The sequence below is a fragment of the Leptospira biflexa serovar Patoc strain 'Patoc 1 (Paris)' genome (assembly GCF_000017685.1).
GTDB classification, from domain to species: domain Bacteria; phylum Spirochaetota; class Leptospiria; order Leptospirales; family Leptospiraceae; genus Leptospira_A; species Leptospira_A biflexa.
The window spans coordinates 1,810,767-1,830,901 of the sequence record NC_010602.1; the positions used below are offsets into that span (position 1 = coordinate 1,810,767).

A 20,135-nucleotide genomic window follows, 5' to 3' on the forward strand; every position below is an offset into this window, starting at 1 on the left:
TTCCGTTTGTCAACAGAATCCAGACAACAAATCTCTGTATTGTGGAAACGGATTTAAATGAAGCCCAAAAGCAGGTGGTTTTAGCACCAAAAGGGCCTATTTTAGTGGTTGCGGGTGCAGGGACAGGGAAAACCAAAACCTTAGTTCATCGACTGGCCCACTTGGTAAAGAATGGTACAAATCCTGAATCCATCCTTCTTTTGACCTTCACACGGCGAGCAGCAAAAGAAATGTTAGGGAGGGCTTCTCAAATTTTGGATCACCGAATGATGTCTGTTCGAGGGGGAACTTTCCATTCGTTTTGCCATTTGTTTTTACGTAAGTATGCAAATGCCCTATCTCTAGATTCTCATTTTACGATCCTAGATGAAGAAGATACCATTGGTTTTGTGGGAATGGCAAGAGACCAAGTGGTCACAACTGGAACAAAAGTTCGATTCCCCAAAAAAGAAACACTGGCAGAAATCTTTTCTTCTTGTTTTAACTTACAAGTCTCACTCGAAAAATACTTACAAAAAGAATACCCAATGTTTCTTGGAATCACAAAAGAAATCCAAGAAATCAAAACAAAGTTTAGTGATCTGAAATTAAAACACAACTCTCTTGATTTTGATGATTTATTAGACTTCACTCGAAAATTATTGATGTCAGATGAATCCATTCGTGAGCGAATGTCTTCTGTTTATGAATACATTTTAGTAGATGAATACCAAGATACGAATCGTATCCAAGCTCATATCGCTTGTTTACTTGCAAGTAAACACCAAAACATTTTGGTTGTAGGTGACGATGCTCAATGCATCTACGGATTTCGAGGTGCTAGTGTTCACAATATGTTGGATTTTCCCAAAATTTTTCCGAACACAAATACCATCCAACTGACCAAAAATTACCGAAGTGTTCAGCCGATTCTGAATCTTGCAAATGCTGTTTTAGAAAAGAGTTCTGAGAATTACAAAAAAAATCTTGTATCCGCTTTTCCTAAAAATTCCAAGAATCCTTACTTAGTACAACTTCCGTCTTTGGAAGAAGAAGCGGAATGGACAAGCAATCAAATTTTGGAACTCTATGAGGAAGGGATAACTTTGTCAGAAATGGCAGTTTTGTTTCGTGCTGGTTTTTCATCCCACCTACTCGAAGTTCAACTAAACTCCAAAAAAATTCCATATCGGAAATATGGTGGAAGGCGATTTTTTGATTTGGCCCATGTGAAAGACATGATCGCCTATTTAAAGATCATTGAAAATCCAAAAGATATTTTGTCTTGGAACCGAATTTTACTATTAGAAGATCAGATCGGAAAAAAATATTCGATTCTTTTATTCAAAAAATTAGAATCCAATCAATTCCAATGGAAAGACGATGAACATTTTTTCCTAGGATTACCTGAGACGACAAAGGATTCTTTCTTGAAACTCATGCACTGTTTGGATTCTGTATCACCTGTCATTCATTCCACACAACAAATTCTCGAACGTATCCTTGCCTATTATTTTCCTCTTTTGGAATCCAACTACGATGATGCAGAAAAACGAAAACAAGACCTTGATGCATTGGTTCTTTTATCCAAACAGGAACCAAAATTATCTGATTATTTATCCAACCTAATCTTAAATCCTGTGGAAGGAAAAGAAATCGGAACTTCCAATGAGGTGGAGGATGAGTTTCTCACCTTATCCACCATCCATTCTGCAAAAGGATTGGAATGGAAGTATGTGTTTACCTTGCAAGTAGTAGAAGGAAATTTACCACATAGCCGCATTCGTACGACAGATGAATTGGAAGAAGAAAGACGTTTGTTTTATGTGGCAATTACGAGAGCAAAAGAAGCCCTTTTTCTTACAAATCCAGCCTTTAACGACAAAAATCGATTTACGCCCGTTAGTCGTTTTTTATCGGACTTACCAAAAGAAAATCAATTATTACAATTTTTAGATCCCAAAAATGCACAAAGTCCAAAAGAAATCCCAAAGGATGGCCAAAAAGAGCCTTCAAACGAAACCTTCCAAAACATACAAAACTACTTTTTGAATTGATTTTTCTCCAAACACTGTAGAAAATCAAAGGCATTGGGGGAATTATGAAGAACCATTACCAAACCATAATCATCAGTTCACTATCGTTATTATTATCCTTCGCCTGTGCATCTAGTGATCCAAAAGACGCAAGCGATGCAAAAAACCAAGATACAAAATCAAACTCTCGTAACGTAAATTTAGAGGATCCTGAAAAAGGTGGCAAAAAATTTGGCTGCATTGAAGGAAACTGTGTGAATGGAGTTGGTAAATATGTTTATGAGAATGGAGATATATATACCGGTTCATTTAAAAATGATTTGAGGGACGGAACGGGAAGTTTTGTCTACGCAGATGGTGAAAAATTTAACGGAACCTATGCGGAAGATAAAAAACAAGGTCCTGGCGAATACAACTTCAAGAATGGAGACAAATACGTTGGTGAGTTCCAAAATGGACAGATCAACGGAAAAGGTACGTATAGTTTTAAAGATGGGAAATCAGTTTCAGGTGATTTTACCTCCGATGGCCAAGAAGGGATCGGAGTTCTCTTAGAGGAGGGTAAATCCAGAAATTGTAAAATTTCAGGAAGGAAATTATTATGTGAATGAAAGGGTTCACAGATTGCAGTTCGGTTTTTTCCCTGATTGGACTGCTGAATCATACAAGGCCATCGCTTTTGGCATGGCTTCGTTCAATTGGCGCATCCTAGTCTCGTCAGAAGGATGAGTCGAAAGAAGTTCACTTGGTTTTCCACTCCCAAGGGCACTCATATTTTTCCAAAGGTTCACACTCTCTCTCGGATCAAATCCAGCCTTTGCCATTATTTCAAGCCCAATCAAGTCTGCTTCTGTTTCATGTTTTCTTGAAAATGGCAACAAAACTCCAAATTTTGCACCCATACCCAATGCGCCAGCCACAGTTGGTTTTCCGAGTGTTTCCAAAATTTTAACAGATCCTGATGTCAATTGGTTTTGTGAAACCCTTTCGTTTCCATGCCTTGCAATCACATGGCCTATTTCATGTCCAATGACAGCCGCTAGTTGGTCTTTGTTTTTTGCAACGGAAAACATTCCCGTATAAACTCCAATTTTTCCGCCAGGTAACGCAAATGCATTGGGAGTGTTGTCGCGAAACACAACCACTTCCCAATCACTCACACCTGTTGTATCATTCGTAACGGTGAGTTGGTTCTGGACAATACACTTAACATATCCATTTGTATTCGGTCTTGGATCAATTGGTGTTTTGGATTTTAGGTCTAAAAATGCCTGTGCACCCATTTCATTCATTTCTTCATCACCAACTAAGGTAATTTGACGCCTTCCGGTTGGGGAAGTATTACACTGAACAAATGACAATACTATGAACAAAAGAATTTTGATTCCTTTCATTGATTCTCCTTCTGATAAAACTGATCTAAAAATGGAATGATTTCAGGAAAAGGGATTGGTTTTGATAACCAATACCCTTGGATTTCATCACATTGGTATGACTTAAGAAGTTCCAACTGTTCTAATTCCTCTACTCCTTCCGCGACCACAGAATAACCTAGGTCGTGTGCCATATTGATAATGGAAATGAGTAAAAAACTTTCCTTGGACCCAACATGAACATTATTTAAAAAAGACTTATCAATTTTTAAAATCGAAAGTGGAAGTTTTTCCAAATACGATAAGGAAGAAAAGCCGGTTCCAAAATCATCCAAAGCAACTTTGACACCAATATCAATCAAATTCGAAAGGATCGGTACAGTCTCTGATAAATTTTTCATGGCCAAACTTTCGGTGATTTCTACCTGCAAGGATGTGTAGGGAATATTTCTTTGTTTGTGTAAATCTACAATCCAATGGAAGATGTTTTGATCAAAAAACACCTGAGGGCTTAAATTGACGGCAATTGATATCGGTTTTCCATTTTTAATCTGTACTTCTTCGATCACATTTGCACTTTGTTCTAAAACAAAACGTGTAATAGGAACAATGAGTCCTGAATCTTCTGCAAGGGGGATGAATTCTGCCGGAGACACCATTCCACGTTGGGGATGGCGCCACCTAACGAGCGCTTCCCAGTGTCCAATTTTATTGGTCTTTAAATCTAAAATTGGTTGGTAAAAGACTGAAATTTCATTTTGGTTGAGAGCTTTTTTAAGATCGTTTTGGATTTCCAGTTGGAAATGGATTCTTTCCTGCATTGCCTGGTTAAACACAGAGACAAGCCCTACTTTCTGCGATTTTGCATGGAACATGGCAATCTCTGCATTTCTAAGTAACACATCAGCTTCCTTTCCACCAAGTCCAAAACCTGAGATCCCACAAGAAGCCGTTAAATAAATTTCATAACCACCGATTGGAATTGGATCACCAATGTATTCAAGCAAACGGTATGCATAATCGACAGCTTCTTCAATGGAGAGTAAGTGATTGAGGAGAATGGAGAAATTATCTGCTCCCAGTCTAGTGATCACTGCTTCTTTATCAGAAAATTGTTTCAATCTTTGGGAGAATATGATGAGGATCTTATCACCTGCCTCGTTTCCGAGTGAATGATTGATCCTTTTAAAGTTATCGATATTGATACAAAAAAGAATTGGATACCCATCGTTTTTGATATTGTATGAGAAAATTTTTTGTTCAATTCTTGCCAGATACAAAGCTCGGTTGGGTAAACCTGTGAGGTTATCATAAAATGCATCATGTGTTAGTTGTTCTTCTGCTAATTTTCGATCTGTGATGTCGTGATGGATGGCGATGTATTGGAATACAGATCCATCGGTTCCAATAAAAGGAACTATCGTTGTGTCGACCCAGAAGCTTGATCCATCTTTTTTCGTGTTGAGTATTTCTCCACGCCAAACCTTACCTTTGTGGATGGATTCCCAAATTTTTTCCCATTCCTCTTTGGTTTTATTTTGGCATTTAAGGATGCGGTGGTTTTGACCGAGTAACTCTGTGACAGGAAAACCTGTGGCATTCGCAAATGCTTCATTCACATAGGTGATGATTCCATTGGCATCGGTGATTGATACGATATTGGCTTGGTCCAAGGCAAATTTTTGTAATTGGATTTCCTTTAAGGATTGGAATAAAAAAGTTTCCGTTGTATTCTTCTCTTTCCTATATACGAGCTCTCTCCTCTCCCGTTCTAACACTTCAGCCAATCGAAGTAATGTTGTACGGTCGATGATGTCGTTGACACCTGATTTCATGTACTGGAGGTTTTTCTGAAAGTCTTCTTGGTCGGAGATTAAAATGACAGGGATGTCGATTTTTTTTTCATTTAAGAATTTTAGATACAAAGAGATTTCTAAATGAAAGGGTTTTCGTGTGCTACATAGGATGGCATCCCAATCCTCTTCTAATACAGTCGATTCGAACGAACCAAACGATTCCACAACCTTGTAAAGTGGGCTAAGGCCATTTGCCTTCATTTCACGAACGATATCGAAAACGCTACTGGAATCGTTTTCTAAGATTAATACACTGATTGGGCTTCCCATTTTGTTTGCCGAAGTGGCGGTTCTCTCGGTTTAGGATGGGGAAAAATCTAAAAATCTCAACCTAAAAATGATTCGAAATTTCTTTGAATTCTCGTCGAATTGGCGTGTGCATCCCAAGGTTTTTGAAACAAGTTACATCCGGAAAGAGCATTTAGAACATGAGCTACGTAAGTTACTCATGGATATGAATGATTTGGATTACAGAAACTTAAATGACTATGACAAAGGTGGGTATGATGGATTCAACCAAGCCATTACCCTTGTCTTAAAAAAATTGCAAAACTAGGGTTTTTTCTAGTAGTTGGGTTGACCGATCGCAGTCGGGAACCATTTCTACAAAAATTCTTTACAAAATTTGTGTTAAAACAGATAGTATACGTGCCAGTAGGAAGTTCAATGAATTTCACAACAAAACAAGTTAAAAATCATACAGTTGTTACTCTAGAGGGATCCCTCGATATTTATTCTGCACCCGCACTTAAAAAAGAGCTCCATAAAATCATCGATGACGGAGCAGAATCAGTAGCAATTGATATGATCAATATCAAATTATTGGATTCATCTGGAATCGCCTTACTTGCGAATTTACAAAAGAAACTCAAGTCAGAAGAAGGACAGTTTTTCCTTTTGAATGTCAGCCAAGATGTGATGGTCATTTTGAAACTCTCCAGTTTGGATAAGTTTTTTACCATTCTCGGCGCAGAGGGAGAACTTCCATAATCGAATCTCCTCTGTCCTGTAACGATTAGAGTCGAAAGAATTTTACTTCGGCTCTTGTGACAGAACTTTCCGTATCTTTCGAAAGGATCCAATCCCCACTTTGATTTTGGTTCCACTTTGTTGACTCACCCGCAATTCCATTACTTGTCCCGAGTTTGATTTTTCCTTTTTTGGGATTTGTGGACTGAACGGAAATAATGAGATCATATGGCAAATTCAAACCAAACGTTCCTAGTTTCAAGCTGGCAAGATTCCCTTCAATTTGCACTTCATCACAAACAACTTCACGACCATCTCTTAATTTTACTTTTAGTTTGATCGGAAGGTTTGGTTCTTCTTTTTGAGTTAGGTTTCGTGGTGGATCTGGGATTTTTTTCTCCGCCACTGTCTCCGGTACAAGAGGGATTTTTTCTTCCGAAACAACTGCCGCTAAATTTTTAACTTCTTGTTTCGAATCCTCTAGCGAAATTTTAATTTCTTCTTTGATTTGATTGAGTTCTTTTGTTTCTTCTTGTGATAGATTGGATGTGTTTTCTGTTTTCAGAATTTTTTCGATGATGACAGGTTTTAAAAATAAACTTTTCCCCTCTTCAATATTATCCGCCGCTTTTGCATCACCTAGTTTATTTGCTTCCTCCTTTGAAAAAGCCACAAGGGATTTGTTTTCCTGGTAAAAATTTCCGATTAATAATAACCTTCGATTGGCACGGATTGCCACTTCTTTGTTTTCTTTTTGTTTGACTAACTGGATGTATTCTTTTACCGCATTGGAAGTTTTTCCTAGTTCTTCCATCGATCTTGCTTTGATATAAGATTGGTCATTGGTTAAAACTGGTAAACTTTCTAAGGTTTTTAACGTTTCTTCGTAATCACCACTTTGAAACAGAGAGTAAGCCAGTTCCTCAGGTGATTTTTTTTTGGATTTTAATTCTTCTTTTTTCTTTTGACCATCTTCTAGGAAACTAATGAGAAGAGATGCGTTCTCTGCATAATGAGAACCTGGAAACAAATCAATTGCTTTGTTGAGTTTCACAAAGGCTTTTTCCCGCTCTCCCATCATCACCAAACAATATCCATGGTGTAATAATGTGAAAGCCATCTCATCGGATAAAGTGGATGTGATGGATTCTTCCAATTCCTGGTATTTTTTGGAAGCAATGGGATACTTCCTTGTTCGTTCCATATAAAAAGCAAATTGGAGACGAATGATTGTATTTTGTTGTTCTTCTAACTCTAGAGGTGATTTTAAATTGAGAAATCGAACAGAATTGATCACATATAGACCAAATCGATCTTTCCAACTCATTTTTAAATCCAAACCTTCCGTTTCGGAGTTCATGATCCCTGATTCCAGGATATTTACTTTCACCTCCGTCATATAGTCGTCTTTGGATAAAAACATTTGTTTCAAACGTTCTCGTAACGTTTGGGATGAAAGTTCATAATTCATGAGTTGGTCTCGTAAGATTCCAAATCGTAATTCTTGTAACTTAACACTCACAATGGCTTCTGAAGCCATAGCAAAGAACAAAAATAGAAAACCAAAAAGAGAGAAAAAGAAAAACTTTTTCATTCTGGTACATCAAGGACAAGCATGGTAACATCATCCTTATACTCTTCATGTTTTTCTTCGAGTAAGGTCATCGCCTTCTCAACAATTTCTGCATTCGTCAAATGGATATTTTCTAAAACAATTTCAGTAAATCGTTCTAAACCAAAGAGTCCACCTTCTTTGATCGGTGTTTCCACCACTCCATCAGTATAAAGAATGATTTTATCCCCAGGTTCCACAGGAAAGGAATCAAGAGAATATTGAATATCATCCCCCATACCTAATGGTGGACCTGAACTATCGATAAATCGGACTTCTTTTGTAGAAGGTCGAATGATAAAAGGTGCATTATGACCTGCATTCACAAATTTAACCACACCAGGCTCATCAAACACTACAAAAACTCCCGTCGCGAAGAAGGATGCTTGTAATCGATTGGCAATCACTTCCCCAAGCGAATTGATGGCATGGATGGGAGAAGGACTTTCTTTCATGATGGCTTGTAAAGACATTGCCATAACAACTGTGACAAGTGCTGCAGACACTCCATGCCCAGATGCGTCTGCCAAAAAGAATCCGTAAAAATTCTGTTCGGGAACTTGGAAGTATTGGTATAAGTCACCTGATACTTCACGCATGGGTCGATATAATTTTCCAATATTGAATTTTTTGAATTTTTTAACAGAAGGCAAAAATAATTCCTGAACTTCCTTTCCAATCTGAAGTTCCTGATTGATTTCTTGGTTTAGTCGCGTAATCGTTGTTACCTTGTTTTGAATTTCTTCTGCCATTTGGTTGAATGACTTACCTAAACTGTCGAGTTCGTCTTCACTTTTGAATTTCCAATTGACTCGGGATTCTAAATTGCCAGTGGCCATGTCCTTGGAAGCAATTTCTAAATCACCTACTCGTTTGAAGATAGCACGATAGACAAGGATTGCAAAAATAATGTGGAACAAAACACCCCAGATCACTGCATACCCAACTTGGATATAAAGTTGTTTCAAACGGTCTTGGATGGATGAGATATTAAAATGTGTGTATAAAAAAACTTCCTTTCCATCGGAGAGTCGGATGGGCAAAAGAAAATTCACTGTAAAATCGGATTCGTTCAATTCGAGACTGTAACGTGCCTTAAATAAATTTCCTTCTTTGTCCGAGGATACTTCCTTTGTTTTTTTGAGTACGGATTCCTCGATCGGATCTCCATTTTTTTCCACTTCTGGTTCCAAATGAATGATCTGTCCTTCCGAATCAAAAATGGAAAATTTGGATATTTCATAAAGTTTCAAGGTTTTTCGGAAGACTTCAAAACCTTCGTCCCTCTCCCGAGAAAGCCCTATCGACTGAATGTCTGTTAGAATGGTATTTGCTAAATTTTCAGATTGGAATTGGAAGTTTTTTAGGAGCAAATCCGACTGGTTTTCGAAGATCATCACAGTAAAAAAAATGATATTGAGAAAGGCTAAGAGAGAATAAAAGAGTCCAATCTTAAAGCGTAAGGAATTCGTCGTTTTGATTTTGCTTTTGTTCACGGCAATTACTAGTATTGTCGATAATCAAGTGATAGAAATCTATCACAAAATTGAGATTTTCCATTGGTTTTAAAGATCTACATAACAAAGATTCGGAAGTTTGGTCTGGTGTTACTCCTCCTAGGATGGCTTCCACCCTTTGTGATGCTCCATGCAGACAAAATTCGCTTAAAATCGGGGGAAGTACTGAATGGAAAAGTAGTCAATGTGACACCGACTCATGTGGAATGGACGGACCAAGGCAAACGATACAAGTTTGCAAATGAAGAGGTACTTGGAATCGACGTTGGGTATGACGGATTACCTGCCTGTGCCGATTACAAAACCTTTGGTGTGGAAGATTGTGACCTCATCCTCACTCGGCTCACGAAAACCAATGCAAGTTTTTCTAAAAAAAGTAGTCCCTTGGAATTGGAAATCATCCCCTTAAAAAAAATCACAACCTTACAGGTGAAAAAAGAATCGGGATTCCCTGTCGACCGTTACATCCAGTTTGGTGCCAAAGGGAGATGGGTTTTCAGCAATAAGGAAATCTTTGGAATGTATAAATCGCTCGAACGTGGCAAAATGACATTCGAAACAGAGGAAAAAAAATTGGAATCGGCGGAGGCACTTGATTTTGAATCCTTCGAATACCAAAACAAATCGGTCATTGCCAAGGTCATCAAAGAAGAAACTCCCAAGGTGATTCCAGGTTACGCATCCGTTTCCGAAAAAAAGTATGGGAAAGCTGCATTGCTCTTTGGTACTGCGTTTTTATCTGGGATCGGAATGGCTTACGAGTACAATATGTCCGTTAAAGCAATCAACCAAGACATTGAATACATTCCCACGGGAGATGGTCGTGTTTTTTTATTTGCCAATACTTTAGGAAATGATCGCTATGATTTTCATAGACAACGTTTTACGGTGTATGCGGTCGTATTTGCATCGATTCTCACTTACAGTTTTATCGATAGTTTTTATTTAGGACAAAGGGAATCAAATCAGGATAGTTCCCAAGCGGTTTATTTGAAACCGACAATCGATTATAAGCCCCATTCGAGTTTTCATCAGTTTAACACGACCATATACAAACCAAACGAATTTTTGTTATACGGCTTTAGTATTGAAACAAAGTTTTAATCTAGATTTGATTCATCAAAACTAAACTTGTACTTTTCTGAGAAATAAGTTTTTTACGTTTTGTTTGAATCGAAAATAATTCCATTTCAGCAGAAACGAATAAGGTATGGAATCGAGTTCACACATTACCCCACAATTTCCTTCCTCATTTTCTCGACTCCAAAGGATTTTCCCACCCAAACCAGCAAAACAATCCAAACCTAGCCATAAATCAAATTTCGCTTTTGTCTCCTTGGGATAATTTTGGGAAGTAGGAAGGTAAAATAAATTAGCTTTGATGTGAAAGATGGCAGAATTTTCTTCTTTGTCCTCTACATGCATATCCACAGAACTAAAGAGTGGAACGGCAAGCATTCGATCCCTAAAAAAATAAGGATTTAAAATTCCCGCGAAAAAAAACATGAGGGCAAGGACAATCGGGTACATCACAAACAAAGCGAAATAATCTTGTAAGGCAAGATCGGGAAACTTCCGAGATATCCACTCGGGTGCGTCAAACAATAGATAGATGGAAAGTATGCCTGGAATTAGAAAAAAAATGGTGAGGACAGAGTGTCTTATATTTGGGTATTGGAATAACCGAATCCCAGCTGTTGAAATGTGTTTTTGTACATTTTGAATCCAACCTTCATGTCGATTGTGCCGACTCAAAATTTCATATTCTTCCATACTCATATTCATTAAATTTAAAATATGACCAGGGACAAGGATCCTTGATTTTGCAATGGTGATTTCCAATAGAAAAAATAATGATAGGATACAAATGGGTAAAATCACAAGTAAGTCAATTTCTTGGAAAAGGGAAAGATTGTACAAACCATGGAAAAAAACACAGATAAAGAATCCCGATAGTAAATTCCCCCATTTAAAAATTGGATTTTTGTGGAAAAGAAACATCATCGTAAATGCACCGACAAGTCCACCATTCATCATATGGATTGGCAGAGCGGTGATCGATCGTAAAACTTGTGACCATAAACCTGTATTGATGAAATACAAAATATTTTCAACAAGTCCAAACCCACCTCCAAGGACCAACCCATAGAAGATCCCATCCGTCACAGTGAACTCATCCTGGTTTTTACTAAAAAATAGATAGATGCCTAACAGTTTTGCAAATTCCTCCACAAAAGATGAAAGGAAAAACGAATTCCAAATCGGTCCCCCATTCGGGACGAGCTGCAAAAAAACTGCCTGTAGTCCAATCGCAATCCCTGCACTAAACAAGGAAAAGGCAAGCGCTGTGTACTGTAAAAATCCCTCTGTGAATCGGTAAAAATGGAATCGATAAAAGGAATAATAAAATGCTAAGGTACAAAGATTGATAAAACAAATGACCAGACTAGAGATTGATATTTGTATGGACATTCCTATAAATTAACGACAAATCTGAGTCCAAAAATGAATCAAATCTACTGAATTCATTTCTTAAACCAGTCGTTTGACTGCTTTTCGTAATCCATCAATGGTCAATGGAAACATCGGTACAACATCTTCGATCGCCTCGATGGTCGGAGCTCCCCAAAATCGTTTGGGTTCCGGGTTTAGCCAGACGGAATCAGGAAAATACCCTACGAGTTCCCTCAAACATTCCAATCCACTTTTGGCTTTTTTTTCCTTTTCTTCCTTAGTGTGTGAATGATACGCATAGAGATTGTAAGGTGTTCCCATCAATTCATAGGGGGCCATGTAGGCATCCCCTACAAAAATAAGCTTCGTGTTCTTTCTAAATTTTTCTTCGAAATGTTTGATTGAAATTTTGGATTGGAACTCATGATTGGCATACAAATATTCATGAAAGATATTATGGAAAAAGTAATTATGCACTTCCTTGAAGTGATACAATCCACGGCTCGCACTGAATAATTTACTCACCCGATCAGAATGTGGGGTCATACTCCCGCCGATATCCATGATGAGGACAAGTCGTAGTGAATTCTTCCGTTCTCTCTCCTCAACCAGTTCAATTTCTCCTCCATTTTCGCAGGTTCGATCAATGGTTTTATCCACGTGTAGTTCCCGCCTGCCTTCTTTTTTTAAGAACCTAAGTTCTTTCAAAGCCAATTGGATGGACCTTGTGTCTAAAATTTGATCTTCCCGGTAGGCTTTGTACTTCCTTTCATTCCAAAGACTGACCCCAGACCGGTTCCCTTCTCCTTCCGTATTGCCCCCGATAGAGAGTCCATTGGGATTAAAACCTGAGTTTCCAAAAGGACTGGTTCCGGACGTCCCTACCCATTTACTCCCGCCGTCATGCCGTTCTTTTTGTTCGGCAAGTCGTTTTTTTAATTCTTCCAATACCTCTTCCATACTTAAGTTGGGTGCATTTTGTTTTTGATCGTCAGAGAGGTGTTTCGGGATATTTTCTTCCAACCACTCCATTAAAATGTCTCGGAACTGAATTCGTTGTTCTTTCCAACTTCCAAACGTTTTAGCAAACGCTAAGTCATAGGAGTCGTAATGTTTTAAGTCTTTCGCAAAATTAAGCCGACCCACCCTGTACAATTGTTCCATAGAAATGGAGCCTGTGGGGTCTGTTAGTTTTCTGATACTTTCTAAAAATGCGATGAGTTCTCCTGTAGAACAGGGAACCGTTTCTCGTCGAAGATTGTAGAAAAAATCAAGGAACATATTAGTTTAGATACACTCTGTAATCATCTTCGGACTTAAATAAAGTACCCGCGAATGGGATTTTGTTTGATTCCAGGGATTCACCAGAGACAAGCAAAACTTGGATCCAATCGAGTAACTCACTTGTGGACGGTTTTTTTCTGAGACTTTCTATTTTACGAATCGAGTAAAACATAGCGAGTGCTTTTTCCATAAATTCGGTTTCGATGGATGGAAAATGGGCTTTGATGATTTCTTTCATCGATTCTCGTTTTGGGAATTCTATGTAGTGAAAGATACATCGTCTTAAAAACGCGTCCGGCAATTCCTTTTCGTTATTGGAAGTGATGATGACAATGGGACGTTCTTTTGCAATGATGTGTTCTTTTGTTTCTGGAATAAAAAATTCCATTTTGTCCAATTCGAGGAGTAAATCATTCGGAAACTCAATGTCGGCTTTATCAATTTCATCGATGAGAACCACAGCTTTGTTCGGTTGTTGGAATGCTTCCCCAAGGGCCCCGAGTCGGATGTAATTTTTGACATCTCGGACGCGGATCATTGCTTCTTCTTCTGGAAACCGGGAATCGTTCAATCGCGAGACTGCATCATAAAAGTACAATCCCTCTTTGGCAAGGCTTGTGGACTTGATATGCCACCTGTAAAAAGGAAGTTTTTTAGTTTCCGCCAGGAAACTTGCCAGTAGGGTTTTTCCCGTTCCAGGTTCCCCTTTTAAAAGGAGCGGACGTTTTGTGATCTCAGCCACTTGTACTGCTTCTTTTAACTCTTCGGATAGGATGTAATCTGCCATGTTCTTTCCTTTTGGACTCCAATCTTTTTCGAAAAACGGGGGAATCTACTAAAAATTGCTTTTTGAAAGAAACTTCTGTTCCTATAGTGAGAAATTGGAACGATAGTAAACATATATGGGCGATTTCGATAATACAAAGCGGGCCATCGGCGTTGGTAAACTGGACGATTCTCAAAGAAAGGATATGTTCAATAAGTTTAAGAGCGCTGGTGGTGAAGTCATCAAAGAGAAAACACCTCCGAAAGAAGATGATAGCAAAAAGAGTCGTCCTGAACCTAAAATCAGACAGAGTACGGTTTCTCGTGGATCCGATGAAGGTCGGTCTGGAAGCCGTGGCGGAAGTGGGAGCAGCGGAAACAATTCCAAACAAGATTCCAATTCTTTGAAATCGCAAGCTGACTCTAAGGCTCAGTATGAAAAAGAAATCAGTAGTTTTGCCGCTCGTTTTTCAATCAAATTAAAATGTTGGTTAGCAAGAGTTACCTCTTTTGGTTCGAGTGACCTCACACCAAAATTTATGCATGATTTTTCCATTCGAGGAAAACAGGCACTCATAGAATTACAATACAGTGGGAATGAATTACTCGCAAACCAACAATACTCCCCTCAGCTCAGTAAAGCTCTCGATCGTATCAACCCTCTACTCGTCGAACTTTTGGCGATGGGTCAAAAATTATACAATGGTCCTGAGCTAACAGACATTACTGAACCCATAATGACTGCCCCTGAATCTCCTGTGGCAATCGAAAGAGTCAAAACTCAAATTTATTCACTCTTCAAAAGGATGTACATCCTTTACCCTTACCAAGAAACTTTAAAAAAGTCTTTTTCGCAAGCATATGACGAATTACAAAAGTTAGAGGGAAAACCTTCCCTCATCTATGCAAACAAAAAACGAAAAGTATTACAAGAAATTGATACTTTATTCGATGGATTTTTTGACCGATTGTATTTGGTCGTGATTCGAGCAGAAAACAAAAATATACCTCTCGTTTCCCGTTACATGGAAAACCTATTAGGAATCACTCCGGAAGAGAAACCTGGACAACGCAAATCCGGTGAAAATGTGCCAGGTGGAAAACCTGTCGAAACAAAAGAAGAAAAAGACGCAGAAGCAGCCGCCAAAGAAGAGGAAAAGAAAGAAGAAGAGGAAGTTCCTTTATCCAAAGAACATGCCTATGGTTTACGACTCATGCAGATGTACTCCATTCCAAAACTTCGGAAAAAATTTGATCCTAAAAACGAATATGCAAACATCCCAGATGCAGATAAAGCACTGCTTGCTCTTTTTTATTTTTATGAATTTGATGATGAATATTCGTTTGTAATGACCACAAAAAAAATCGATATCAAACCTGGTTCGATTAACGGTGTGAAGGTGGACTATAGACAAAAGATGTTGGATATTTATGAGAGTACTCGTACCATCATTGACCAATTTCGAATTTACCATGATATTTTACGTGAATTAGAAAAACACAAAGCAAATCCTGGTGCCAATTATATTGAAGCATCAAAAAAACTAACAGGGATAGAACAAAAAAGAACTGGTCAGTCCCGAACGGTTCGTATGGCGATCAAAGAATTCAGCTTAAAATCAAGAGATTCTTTACTCACCCTCATCAAAGATATGAAAGGGAAAAAAGAAATTGTCGCCAACATGAATGATGTGTTGACCTTAGATTCCATGGAGTCTAGAAAAAGACTCAATAAAAAACCAGTTAAACAATGTATTATGGAAGCATATTGTTACCTACTTGCTTTACATGATCGAATTGAAGCTGGTGATTTGTATGGTGGTCTTGTGGAGCTCACACCTGAGCAGATGAAGGCTTCCTTTGGTGTGGATTCAGAAACAGCAAAAGAAACTGGATCTCCTGATGCCAGTGATTTAGAAAATGACACACAAACGGAAAGTAATGGGAAAACCAAAGAGAATCCGGCAGAAGAAGTAAAGAGTGCTGAACTAACTGATGAGCAAACAAATGACAGTTTAGACGATCTTTCAGATGATGACATATTACCAACAGGAAATCCATTTTAATGGCAGTCATCAAAATCGCCCTCTATCAAAAGAACTTACACAAACGATTCACTTTAGACGAAATCATAAAAGTGCAACAAAGTAAGGCACAGTTTTTACTTTTACCTGAAGGGTTCCCACATTTGTTTCAAAGTGTTTCGCCGATCGATGGTGCAAAACATGAAAAAGAATACCAGGACCATTTATTAGAAATATCTGAAAAATTTTCAGGTGTCATCCTTGGTGGCAGTCATTACCGAAAGAATGAAAATGGAAAATTAGTTTCTGCCCTACCTATTGTACAATCCTTGGTACTCGTTGATTTTTATGAGAAAAAAACACCAAGTACCACAATTGATGTAGGTGTTGCAAGCGGATCAACCGAATCAATTTTCATTATGGGTGGTTTGCGATTTGGATTATTATTAGGAGAGGATTTAAACAACGATTCCATATGGAGTGAGTTTCAAAAAGAAAATATTGAAATTATTTTCCACCTAGATGCAACGAATCCAAACAAATCATATGAAGAAGATTTGAGTTTTTATGAATCGTTAGCCAAAGAAAAGAACATCCATCTGGTTCGCGTTTGTGGTCCAAGTGAAGGGAAACCAGCTCGCAGTTTGTATGCATCTCCGTCTGGGATCAATTGGAAAGTTGGAAAATTGGAAGAAGACAAAGAAGTGTTTAAAACTCTTTCCGTCAATGTAATGCGAAGTTACTTACTCTAAATTCATTTTCTCACAAATCCATTTCAAAAACAAAAGACCACTTCAAGTTCAAAACTAAGATTGGAGGATTAAATCTTTATCCAATCTTAGGATTCGTTTTCAATGATCGAATCAGAGTTGTATGTGGGATTTGGATTATTTTTTATCCATCTCTTTCCAGTCCATTGTAAAGAGTAAAATCACAATGCCGATGGAGACACAGGAATCAGCCACATTAAATGCAGGCCATCGATCAAATAATAAAAAATCGGGCCATTCAAAATCCAAAAAGTCAACCACACCTATGAATTCAATTCCTGGTTTTTCTGGTGTGAATCCAAATCGAAATCCACTGCCTGGAATTTTCACAAAAAACTTATCCAAAAAATTTCCGAAAGCACCTGCCATCACAAAATTCCATCCCCAAGCATTGCCTAAGTCAGAATTTTCCCAGCGATAAAATATTAAAAAAACAATCGCAAAGCCTGTCGCAAATAAAGAAGGCAAAGCATTGTCTTGGAATAATCCAAACACAAAACCAGTATTAAACGTTAACGAAAGTCGAAAAAAATCACCTAACACAGGGATACTTTCATGAGCATACATTTTTGTAATGATGACGTACTTTGAACTTAAATCTAAAAATAGTCCGAAGGCAACGAAGGCCAAATATCCAGGTTTAAAGACAGAGAAAAATGGTGTTTTTGGTAATTTCATACTGAAGTTTTGTAATCTTTTCCGTTTATTTTTGTTTCCAATAACTTAGACTAGATTTGGCAAGTGACCAAAAACAAAGTCCTGATAGTATATAAAAAATTATGCTTGGTTCTTTCCATAATTTTTCCGCATAATACATTCCAAAAAAGAAAAATAGTGAGCCGAGTGTACCAAAGGTAAAAATTTCCTTTAGTTTCAATTCTTCCTGTTTGTGGTCCTCTTTGGCTGTAAATTCCCCTCGGTTCCATTTGTACAAAAAGTCATTCAATTCTCTCGGAAGGGAAAACAAACTCGTTAGAAACTCCTCTCCTTCATCTTTCCAAAGCCTTTTGAATGAACTTCCTTTGAGTACAATTTGAGAAAACGGTTTTTCTGCATATTCAATCATCGATCGTGTTGGGTCCAAAAACGAAAAGTTCCCAAGTAATAAAGCGAGTACACGGTGTAAACTCAGGAAATTGGGAGGGAGTTTGAGACTCGATAACAGACGTTTGAGGCTTACTTGGATTTCTTTTAGAAATCGTAAGTCATCTCCCGGTCGAAGAGTATCCAAACTCAAATTTCTAAAATGATTGGTGTCTGCCAAGATCCGATTTAGTTTTTCCAGAGAATATTTTACAATTTGAGTGAGTTCCTCTTTCGTGAGCGAATCGGTGACAGCACCTAATTCGTATAAAGATTCAGAAACTAGATGGTAGTCCTTTCTCATGGCGCCGACTAAGATTCGTTCCAAAATTTGAGTTTCTTCCTCGGAAATGGATTGGACTGCTCCAAAATCAATAAGACAAAGTTCCCCAGTTTCCATAAAAATTAAATTTCCTGGATGTGGGTCCGCATGGAAAAAACGATAATCAAAAATCATCAGAATGTAAGCTTTGATCAATTTATCCAAATTTGGATTTCGTTTGGTGAACATTGGTTCCGATTCTAATTCGTATATTTTTTTCCCCTCTACGAATTCTGTAACCAATGTATGTCGACCACAAAGTTCATCGATTGGATTTGGAATATAAAAGTCCTTTTCCAATGCAAACATCTGTTTGAGTAATTTTAGATTTTTTAATTCCGAGCGGAGATCCAATTCAGAATGGATCATGGTTTGTAATTGGTCCACGACTTCCTTTGCTGAAATTCGCACGACAAAACGATCTACAAGCCATATCACTTTGGAAATTGTTTTTAAATCCGATTTAGCTGTTTCTTCAATGCCTGGATATAAAGTTTTGATTGCTACTTTTTTGTTTTGGAAGATTCCAATATGAACTTGAGCGGTCGAAGCACTGGCATAAGCATTTGTATCCAATGATGCAAAAATTTGATCCATTGGTTTCCCGAAACCTAATTGCCAACGTTTATCAATTTCATTAAATTCACGTGGTGGTATTTTATCTTGAAGGTCTTGTAATTCCCATAAAAATTCTTCAGGAAGGATATGGAACAAATTACTTACGAATTGTCCAATTTTGATGTAAACGCCACCTAACTGAAAGAACAAAGTTTTTGTTTCGAGCCCTTTTGCTTTTAGAAACGAAATTCGTTTGTTTTCATAATTTTCTTTGGAAAGGATTCGTTTCGAAATTTTTGATAAATATAAATATTGAATGTATGTTTTCAGAACAAATGAATAAACAGAGACAGATCGATTTTGATCAGATTTCATTTTGATTGCCTATAAATGGATTCGATACTTTCTAAAATTTGAATATTGTCAGCGAGACTTGCTTCCATTCTGGTTGTTTCGCCATGGAATACTTCTTTGATTTCTTTGTAGATCCCTAAAAAGGCATTGGACGACTCTGGTTTTGGAAAGTCCTTGGGTTGGTAAGTTTCTAAACTGCGGAATCCTTGGTACAATTTTGATGGTACAGACCTATAGAATTGGAAACCATCATTGGAACAAATGATTCGTTGGGAATCTGTGTGAATGTCCAATTCAAACTGAAAATAATCTCGACCACCTGATACATCCAAAATGATTTCCACCTGGGATTTGGTTTGGAAATAAGCAAATGCTCTTGTTTCAACAGAATTTTTTTTGGGTCTTTCTATTTTTGCTTGGATGAGTTTTGGTTTTTCCACCAACCAATGGATGAGGTCGACAGCATGTGTTCCATCATGTAAGAGAGGTCCACCACCAAACTTAGAGAAAGCGATTCCAGGATTTTTAGCTGAAGTGAACACAGAAGCTCGGATGGATTTGAGGTGACCCAAATTCCCTTTTTTCAATTCGTTTTTTACATAGAAATAACTGGGATGGTATCTCCTCTCATGATTGATCCAAATGTTAGCATTTTTTTTCTTTCGAAGGGATTCCAATGTTTTGGCACCGGAAACTGACATCGCTACTGGTTTTTCAATGAGAATCTGCTTGATACCCATTTGCATACATTGTTTTGCATAAAACTCATGGGTATGACTTGGAGTGGCTATGATGGCTAGATCGATGGAAGTGCCATCCAAAAAACGAAGGGATCCATCAGGAATGGATTTAGTTTTTCGTTTCCATTGAGTTTCAAAGGATTGGCAGGCGACTGGTTTCGAATCTAGGCCAAGGAGAAACTCAAAATGGGCTTTTCCCCAAGGAGACGATAAGACTCCCATGTGCGTACAGGGCTTTTTTCGATAGGGGTCAAGTTCTAGTTTGGAAGCGATTCGTCCAAGACCAATGAGAATCGTTTTGATTTTAGTTGGTTTCATCTAAGTTTTTCTTTATAATCTATCTTTCTGGGAGAATCTGGTTCAAGAAGCTATGATCGCACCATTTGAATATTCCCTGTCAACTATTCTAAGTTTGTTTTCTTTGAAACCAGTTTGGGAG

17 protein-coding genes are annotated in these 20,135 nt (G+C 37.9%); 7 read left to right on the forward strand and 10 right to left on the reverse strand.

Going from position 1 to position 20,135, the window contains the following annotated elements; genetic code table 11:
• Positions 1-41 precede the first annotated feature (41 nt).
• Both LEPBI_RS08575 and LEPBI_RS08580 read left to right on the forward strand, forming a co-directional pair.
• Complete coding sequence (locus tag LEPBI_RS08575) at positions 42-2,036, forward strand: ATP-dependent helicase (protein ID WP_012388720.1); 1,995 nt, start codon at positions 42-44, stop codon at positions 2,034-2,036.
• 44 nt (positions 2,037-2,080) lie between these two features.
• Entirely contained in the window at positions 2,081-2,626 is a 546-nt protein-coding gene (locus tag LEPBI_RS08580; protein ID WP_012388721.1) for an MORN repeat-containing protein, read from the forward strand.
• A gap of 6 nt (positions 2,627-2,632) precedes the next feature.
• Here LEPBI_RS08580 and LEPBI_RS08585 read toward each other — a convergent pair whose 3' ends face one another.
• Both LEPBI_RS08585 and LEPBI_RS08590 read right to left on the reverse strand, forming a co-directional pair.
• Complete coding sequence (locus LEPBI_RS08585; protein WP_012388722.1) at positions 2,633-3,409, reverse strand: M48 family metallopeptidase; 777 nt, start codon at positions 3,407-3,409, stop codon at positions 2,633-2,635.
• Positions 3,406-5,514 carry a GGDEF domain-containing phosphodiesterase gene (locus tag LEPBI_RS08590; RefSeq protein WP_012388723.1) on the reverse strand — a complete coding sequence of 703 codons (2,109 nt, stop codon included), beginning with the start codon at positions 5,512-5,514 and terminating at the stop codon, positions 3,406-3,408. The genes LEPBI_RS08585 and LEPBI_RS08590 overlap by 4 nt, the downstream gene beginning before the upstream one ends.
• 106 nt (positions 5,515-5,620) lie before the next feature.
• On the opposite strand from LEPBI_RS08590, the gene LEPBI_RS08595 reads away from it, so the two are divergent.
• Together LEPBI_RS08595 and LEPBI_RS08600 are read left to right on the forward strand one after the other, a co-directional pair.
• Positions 5,621-5,800 (forward strand): hypothetical protein, encoded by a 180-nt coding sequence (locus tag LEPBI_RS08595; RefSeq protein ID WP_012388724.1) that lies wholly within the window; start codon positions 5,621-5,623, stop codon positions 5,798-5,800.
• 110 nt (positions 5,801-5,910) lie between these two features.
• A complete protein-coding gene (locus LEPBI_RS08600) occupies positions 5,911-6,234 on the forward strand; it encodes an STAS domain-containing protein (protein WP_012388725.1) in 324 nt (107 codons plus the stop codon).
• Positions 6,235-6,259: 25 nt separating this feature from the next.
• On the opposite strand, the gene LEPBI_RS08605 is transcribed toward LEPBI_RS08600, so the two are convergent.
• Complete coding sequence (locus LEPBI_RS08605; protein ID WP_012388726.1) at positions 6,260-7,807, reverse strand: tetratricopeptide repeat protein; 1,548 nt, start codon at positions 7,805-7,807, stop codon at positions 6,260-6,262.
• A complete protein-coding gene (locus LEPBI_RS08610) occupies positions 7,804-9,321 on the reverse strand; it encodes a PP2C family protein-serine/threonine phosphatase (protein ID WP_012388727.1) in 1,518 nt (505 codons plus the stop codon). The genes LEPBI_RS08605 and LEPBI_RS08610 overlap by 4 nt, the downstream gene beginning before the upstream one ends.
• A 108-nt stretch (positions 9,322-9,429) precedes the next feature.
• On the opposite strand from LEPBI_RS08610, the gene LEPBI_RS08615 reads away from it, so the two are divergent.
• A complete protein-coding gene (locus LEPBI_RS08615) occupies positions 9,430-10,446 on the forward strand; it encodes an LB_137 family protein (RefSeq protein WP_226992735.1) in 1,017 nt (338 codons plus the stop codon).
• Between the two features lie 21 nt (positions 10,447-10,467).
• On the opposite strand, the gene LEPBI_RS08620 is transcribed toward LEPBI_RS08615, so the two are convergent.
• The 3 genes from LEPBI_RS08620 to LEPBI_RS08630 are packed head-to-tail and all read right to left on the reverse strand — an operon-like array spanning position 10,468 to position 13,867.
• A complete protein-coding gene (locus tag LEPBI_RS08620; protein ID WP_012388729.1) occupies positions 10,468-11,814 on the reverse strand; it encodes a PrsW family glutamic-type intramembrane protease in 1,347 nt (448 codons plus the stop codon).
• 60 nt (positions 11,815-11,874) lie between these two features.
• Positions 11,875-13,077 (reverse strand): vWA domain-containing protein, encoded by a 1,203-nt coding sequence (locus LEPBI_RS08625; protein ID WP_012388730.1) that lies wholly within the window; start codon positions 13,075-13,077, stop codon positions 11,875-11,877.
• Position 13,078: 1 nt separating this feature from the next.
• Positions 13,079-13,867 (reverse strand): AAA family ATPase, encoded by a 789-nt coding sequence (locus LEPBI_RS08630; protein ID WP_012388731.1) that lies wholly within the window; start codon positions 13,865-13,867, stop codon positions 13,079-13,081.
• A 115-nt stretch (positions 13,868-13,982) separates the two neighbouring features.
• Here LEPBI_RS08630 and LEPBI_RS08635 point away from each other — a divergent pair, with 115 nt between their 5' ends.
• Together LEPBI_RS08635 and LEPBI_RS08640 are read left to right on the forward strand one after the other, a co-directional pair.
• A complete protein-coding gene (locus LEPBI_RS08635) occupies positions 13,983-15,911 on the forward strand; it encodes a hypothetical protein (protein WP_012388732.1) in 1,929 nt (642 codons plus the stop codon).
• Positions 15,911-16,621, forward strand: a complete 711-nt coding sequence (locus LEPBI_RS08640; protein WP_012388733.1) for an amidohydrolase — start codon at positions 15,911-15,913, stop codon at positions 16,619-16,621. Before LEPBI_RS08635 ends, LEPBI_RS08640 begins: the two co-directional genes overlap by 1 nt.
• 135 nt (positions 16,622-16,756) lie before the next feature.
• On the opposite strand, the gene LEPBI_RS08645 is transcribed toward LEPBI_RS08640, so the two are convergent.
• From LEPBI_RS08645 to LEPBI_RS08655, 3 genes are read right to left on the reverse strand one after another with little or no spacing between them, the layout of a single operon-like run.
• Positions 16,757-17,317, reverse strand: coding sequence for a lipoprotein signal peptidase (locus tag LEPBI_RS08645; RefSeq protein ID WP_012388734.1), 561 nt, complete (start codon positions 17,315-17,317; stop codon positions 16,757-16,759).
• A gap of 25 nt (positions 17,318-17,342) precedes the next feature.
• Positions 17,343-18,977 (reverse strand): ABC1 kinase family protein, encoded by a 1,635-nt coding sequence (locus tag LEPBI_RS08650; RefSeq protein ID WP_012388735.1) that lies wholly within the window; start codon positions 18,975-18,977, stop codon positions 17,343-17,345.
• Positions 18,974-20,014: a Gfo/Idh/MocA family protein gene (locus tag LEPBI_RS08655; RefSeq protein ID WP_012388736.1), complete on the reverse strand. Its 1,041-nt coding sequence runs from the start codon at positions 20,012-20,014 to the stop codon at positions 18,974-18,976. The genes LEPBI_RS08650 and LEPBI_RS08655 overlap by 4 nt, the downstream gene beginning before the upstream one ends.
• Between the last annotated feature and the right edge of the window lie 121 nt (positions 20,015-20,135).

Excerpts from the sequence above, each read along its gene's own strand:
- LEPBI_RS08600 (WP_012388725.1), top strand. The coding sequence starts at position 5,911 with ATGAATTTCACAACAAAACAAGTTAAAAATCATACAGTTGTTACTCTA.
- LEPBI_RS08585 (WP_012388722.1), bottom strand. The coding sequence starts at position 3,409 with ATGAAAGGAATCAAAATTCTTTTGTTCATAGTATTGTCATTTGTTCAG.
- LEPBI_RS08590 (WP_012388723.1), bottom strand. The coding sequence starts at position 5,514 with ATGGGAAGCCCAATCAGTGTATTAATCTTAGAAAACGATTCCAGTAGC.
- LEPBI_RS08630 (WP_012388731.1), bottom strand. The coding sequence starts at position 13,867 with ATGGCAGATTACATCCTATCCGAAGAGTTAAAAGAAGCAGTACAAGTG.
- LEPBI_RS08635 (WP_012388732.1), top strand. The coding sequence starts at position 13,983 with ATGGGCGATTTCGATAATACAAAGCGGGCCATCGGCGTTGGTAAACTG.
- LEPBI_RS08605 (WP_012388726.1), bottom strand. The coding sequence starts at position 7,807 with ATGAAAAAGTTTTTCTTTTTCTCTCTTTTTGGTTTTCTATTTTTGTTC.
- LEPBI_RS08580 (WP_012388721.1), top strand. The coding sequence starts at position 2,081 with ATGAAGAACCATTACCAAACCATAATCATCAGTTCACTATCGTTATTA.
- LEPBI_RS08640 (WP_012388733.1), top strand. The coding sequence starts at position 15,911 with ATGGCAGTCATCAAAATCGCCCTCTATCAAAAGAACTTACACAAACGA.
- LEPBI_RS08655 (WP_012388736.1), bottom strand. The coding sequence starts at position 20,014 with ATGAAACCAACTAAAATCAAAACGATTCTCATTGGTCTTGGACGAATC.
- LEPBI_RS08645 (WP_012388734.1), bottom strand. The coding sequence starts at position 17,317 with ATGAAATTACCAAAAACACCATTTTTCTCTGTCTTTAAACCTGGATAT.
- LEPBI_RS08625 (WP_012388730.1), bottom strand. The coding sequence starts at position 13,077 with ATGTTCCTTGATTTTTTCTACAATCTTCGACGAGAAACGGTTCCCTGT.
- LEPBI_RS08650 (WP_012388735.1), bottom strand. The coding sequence starts at position 18,977 with ATGAAATCTGATCAAAATCGATCTGTCTCTGTTTATTCATTTGTTCTG.
- LEPBI_RS08620 (WP_012388729.1), bottom strand. The coding sequence starts at position 11,814 with ATGTCCATACAAATATCAATCTCTAGTCTGGTCATTTGTTTTATCAAT.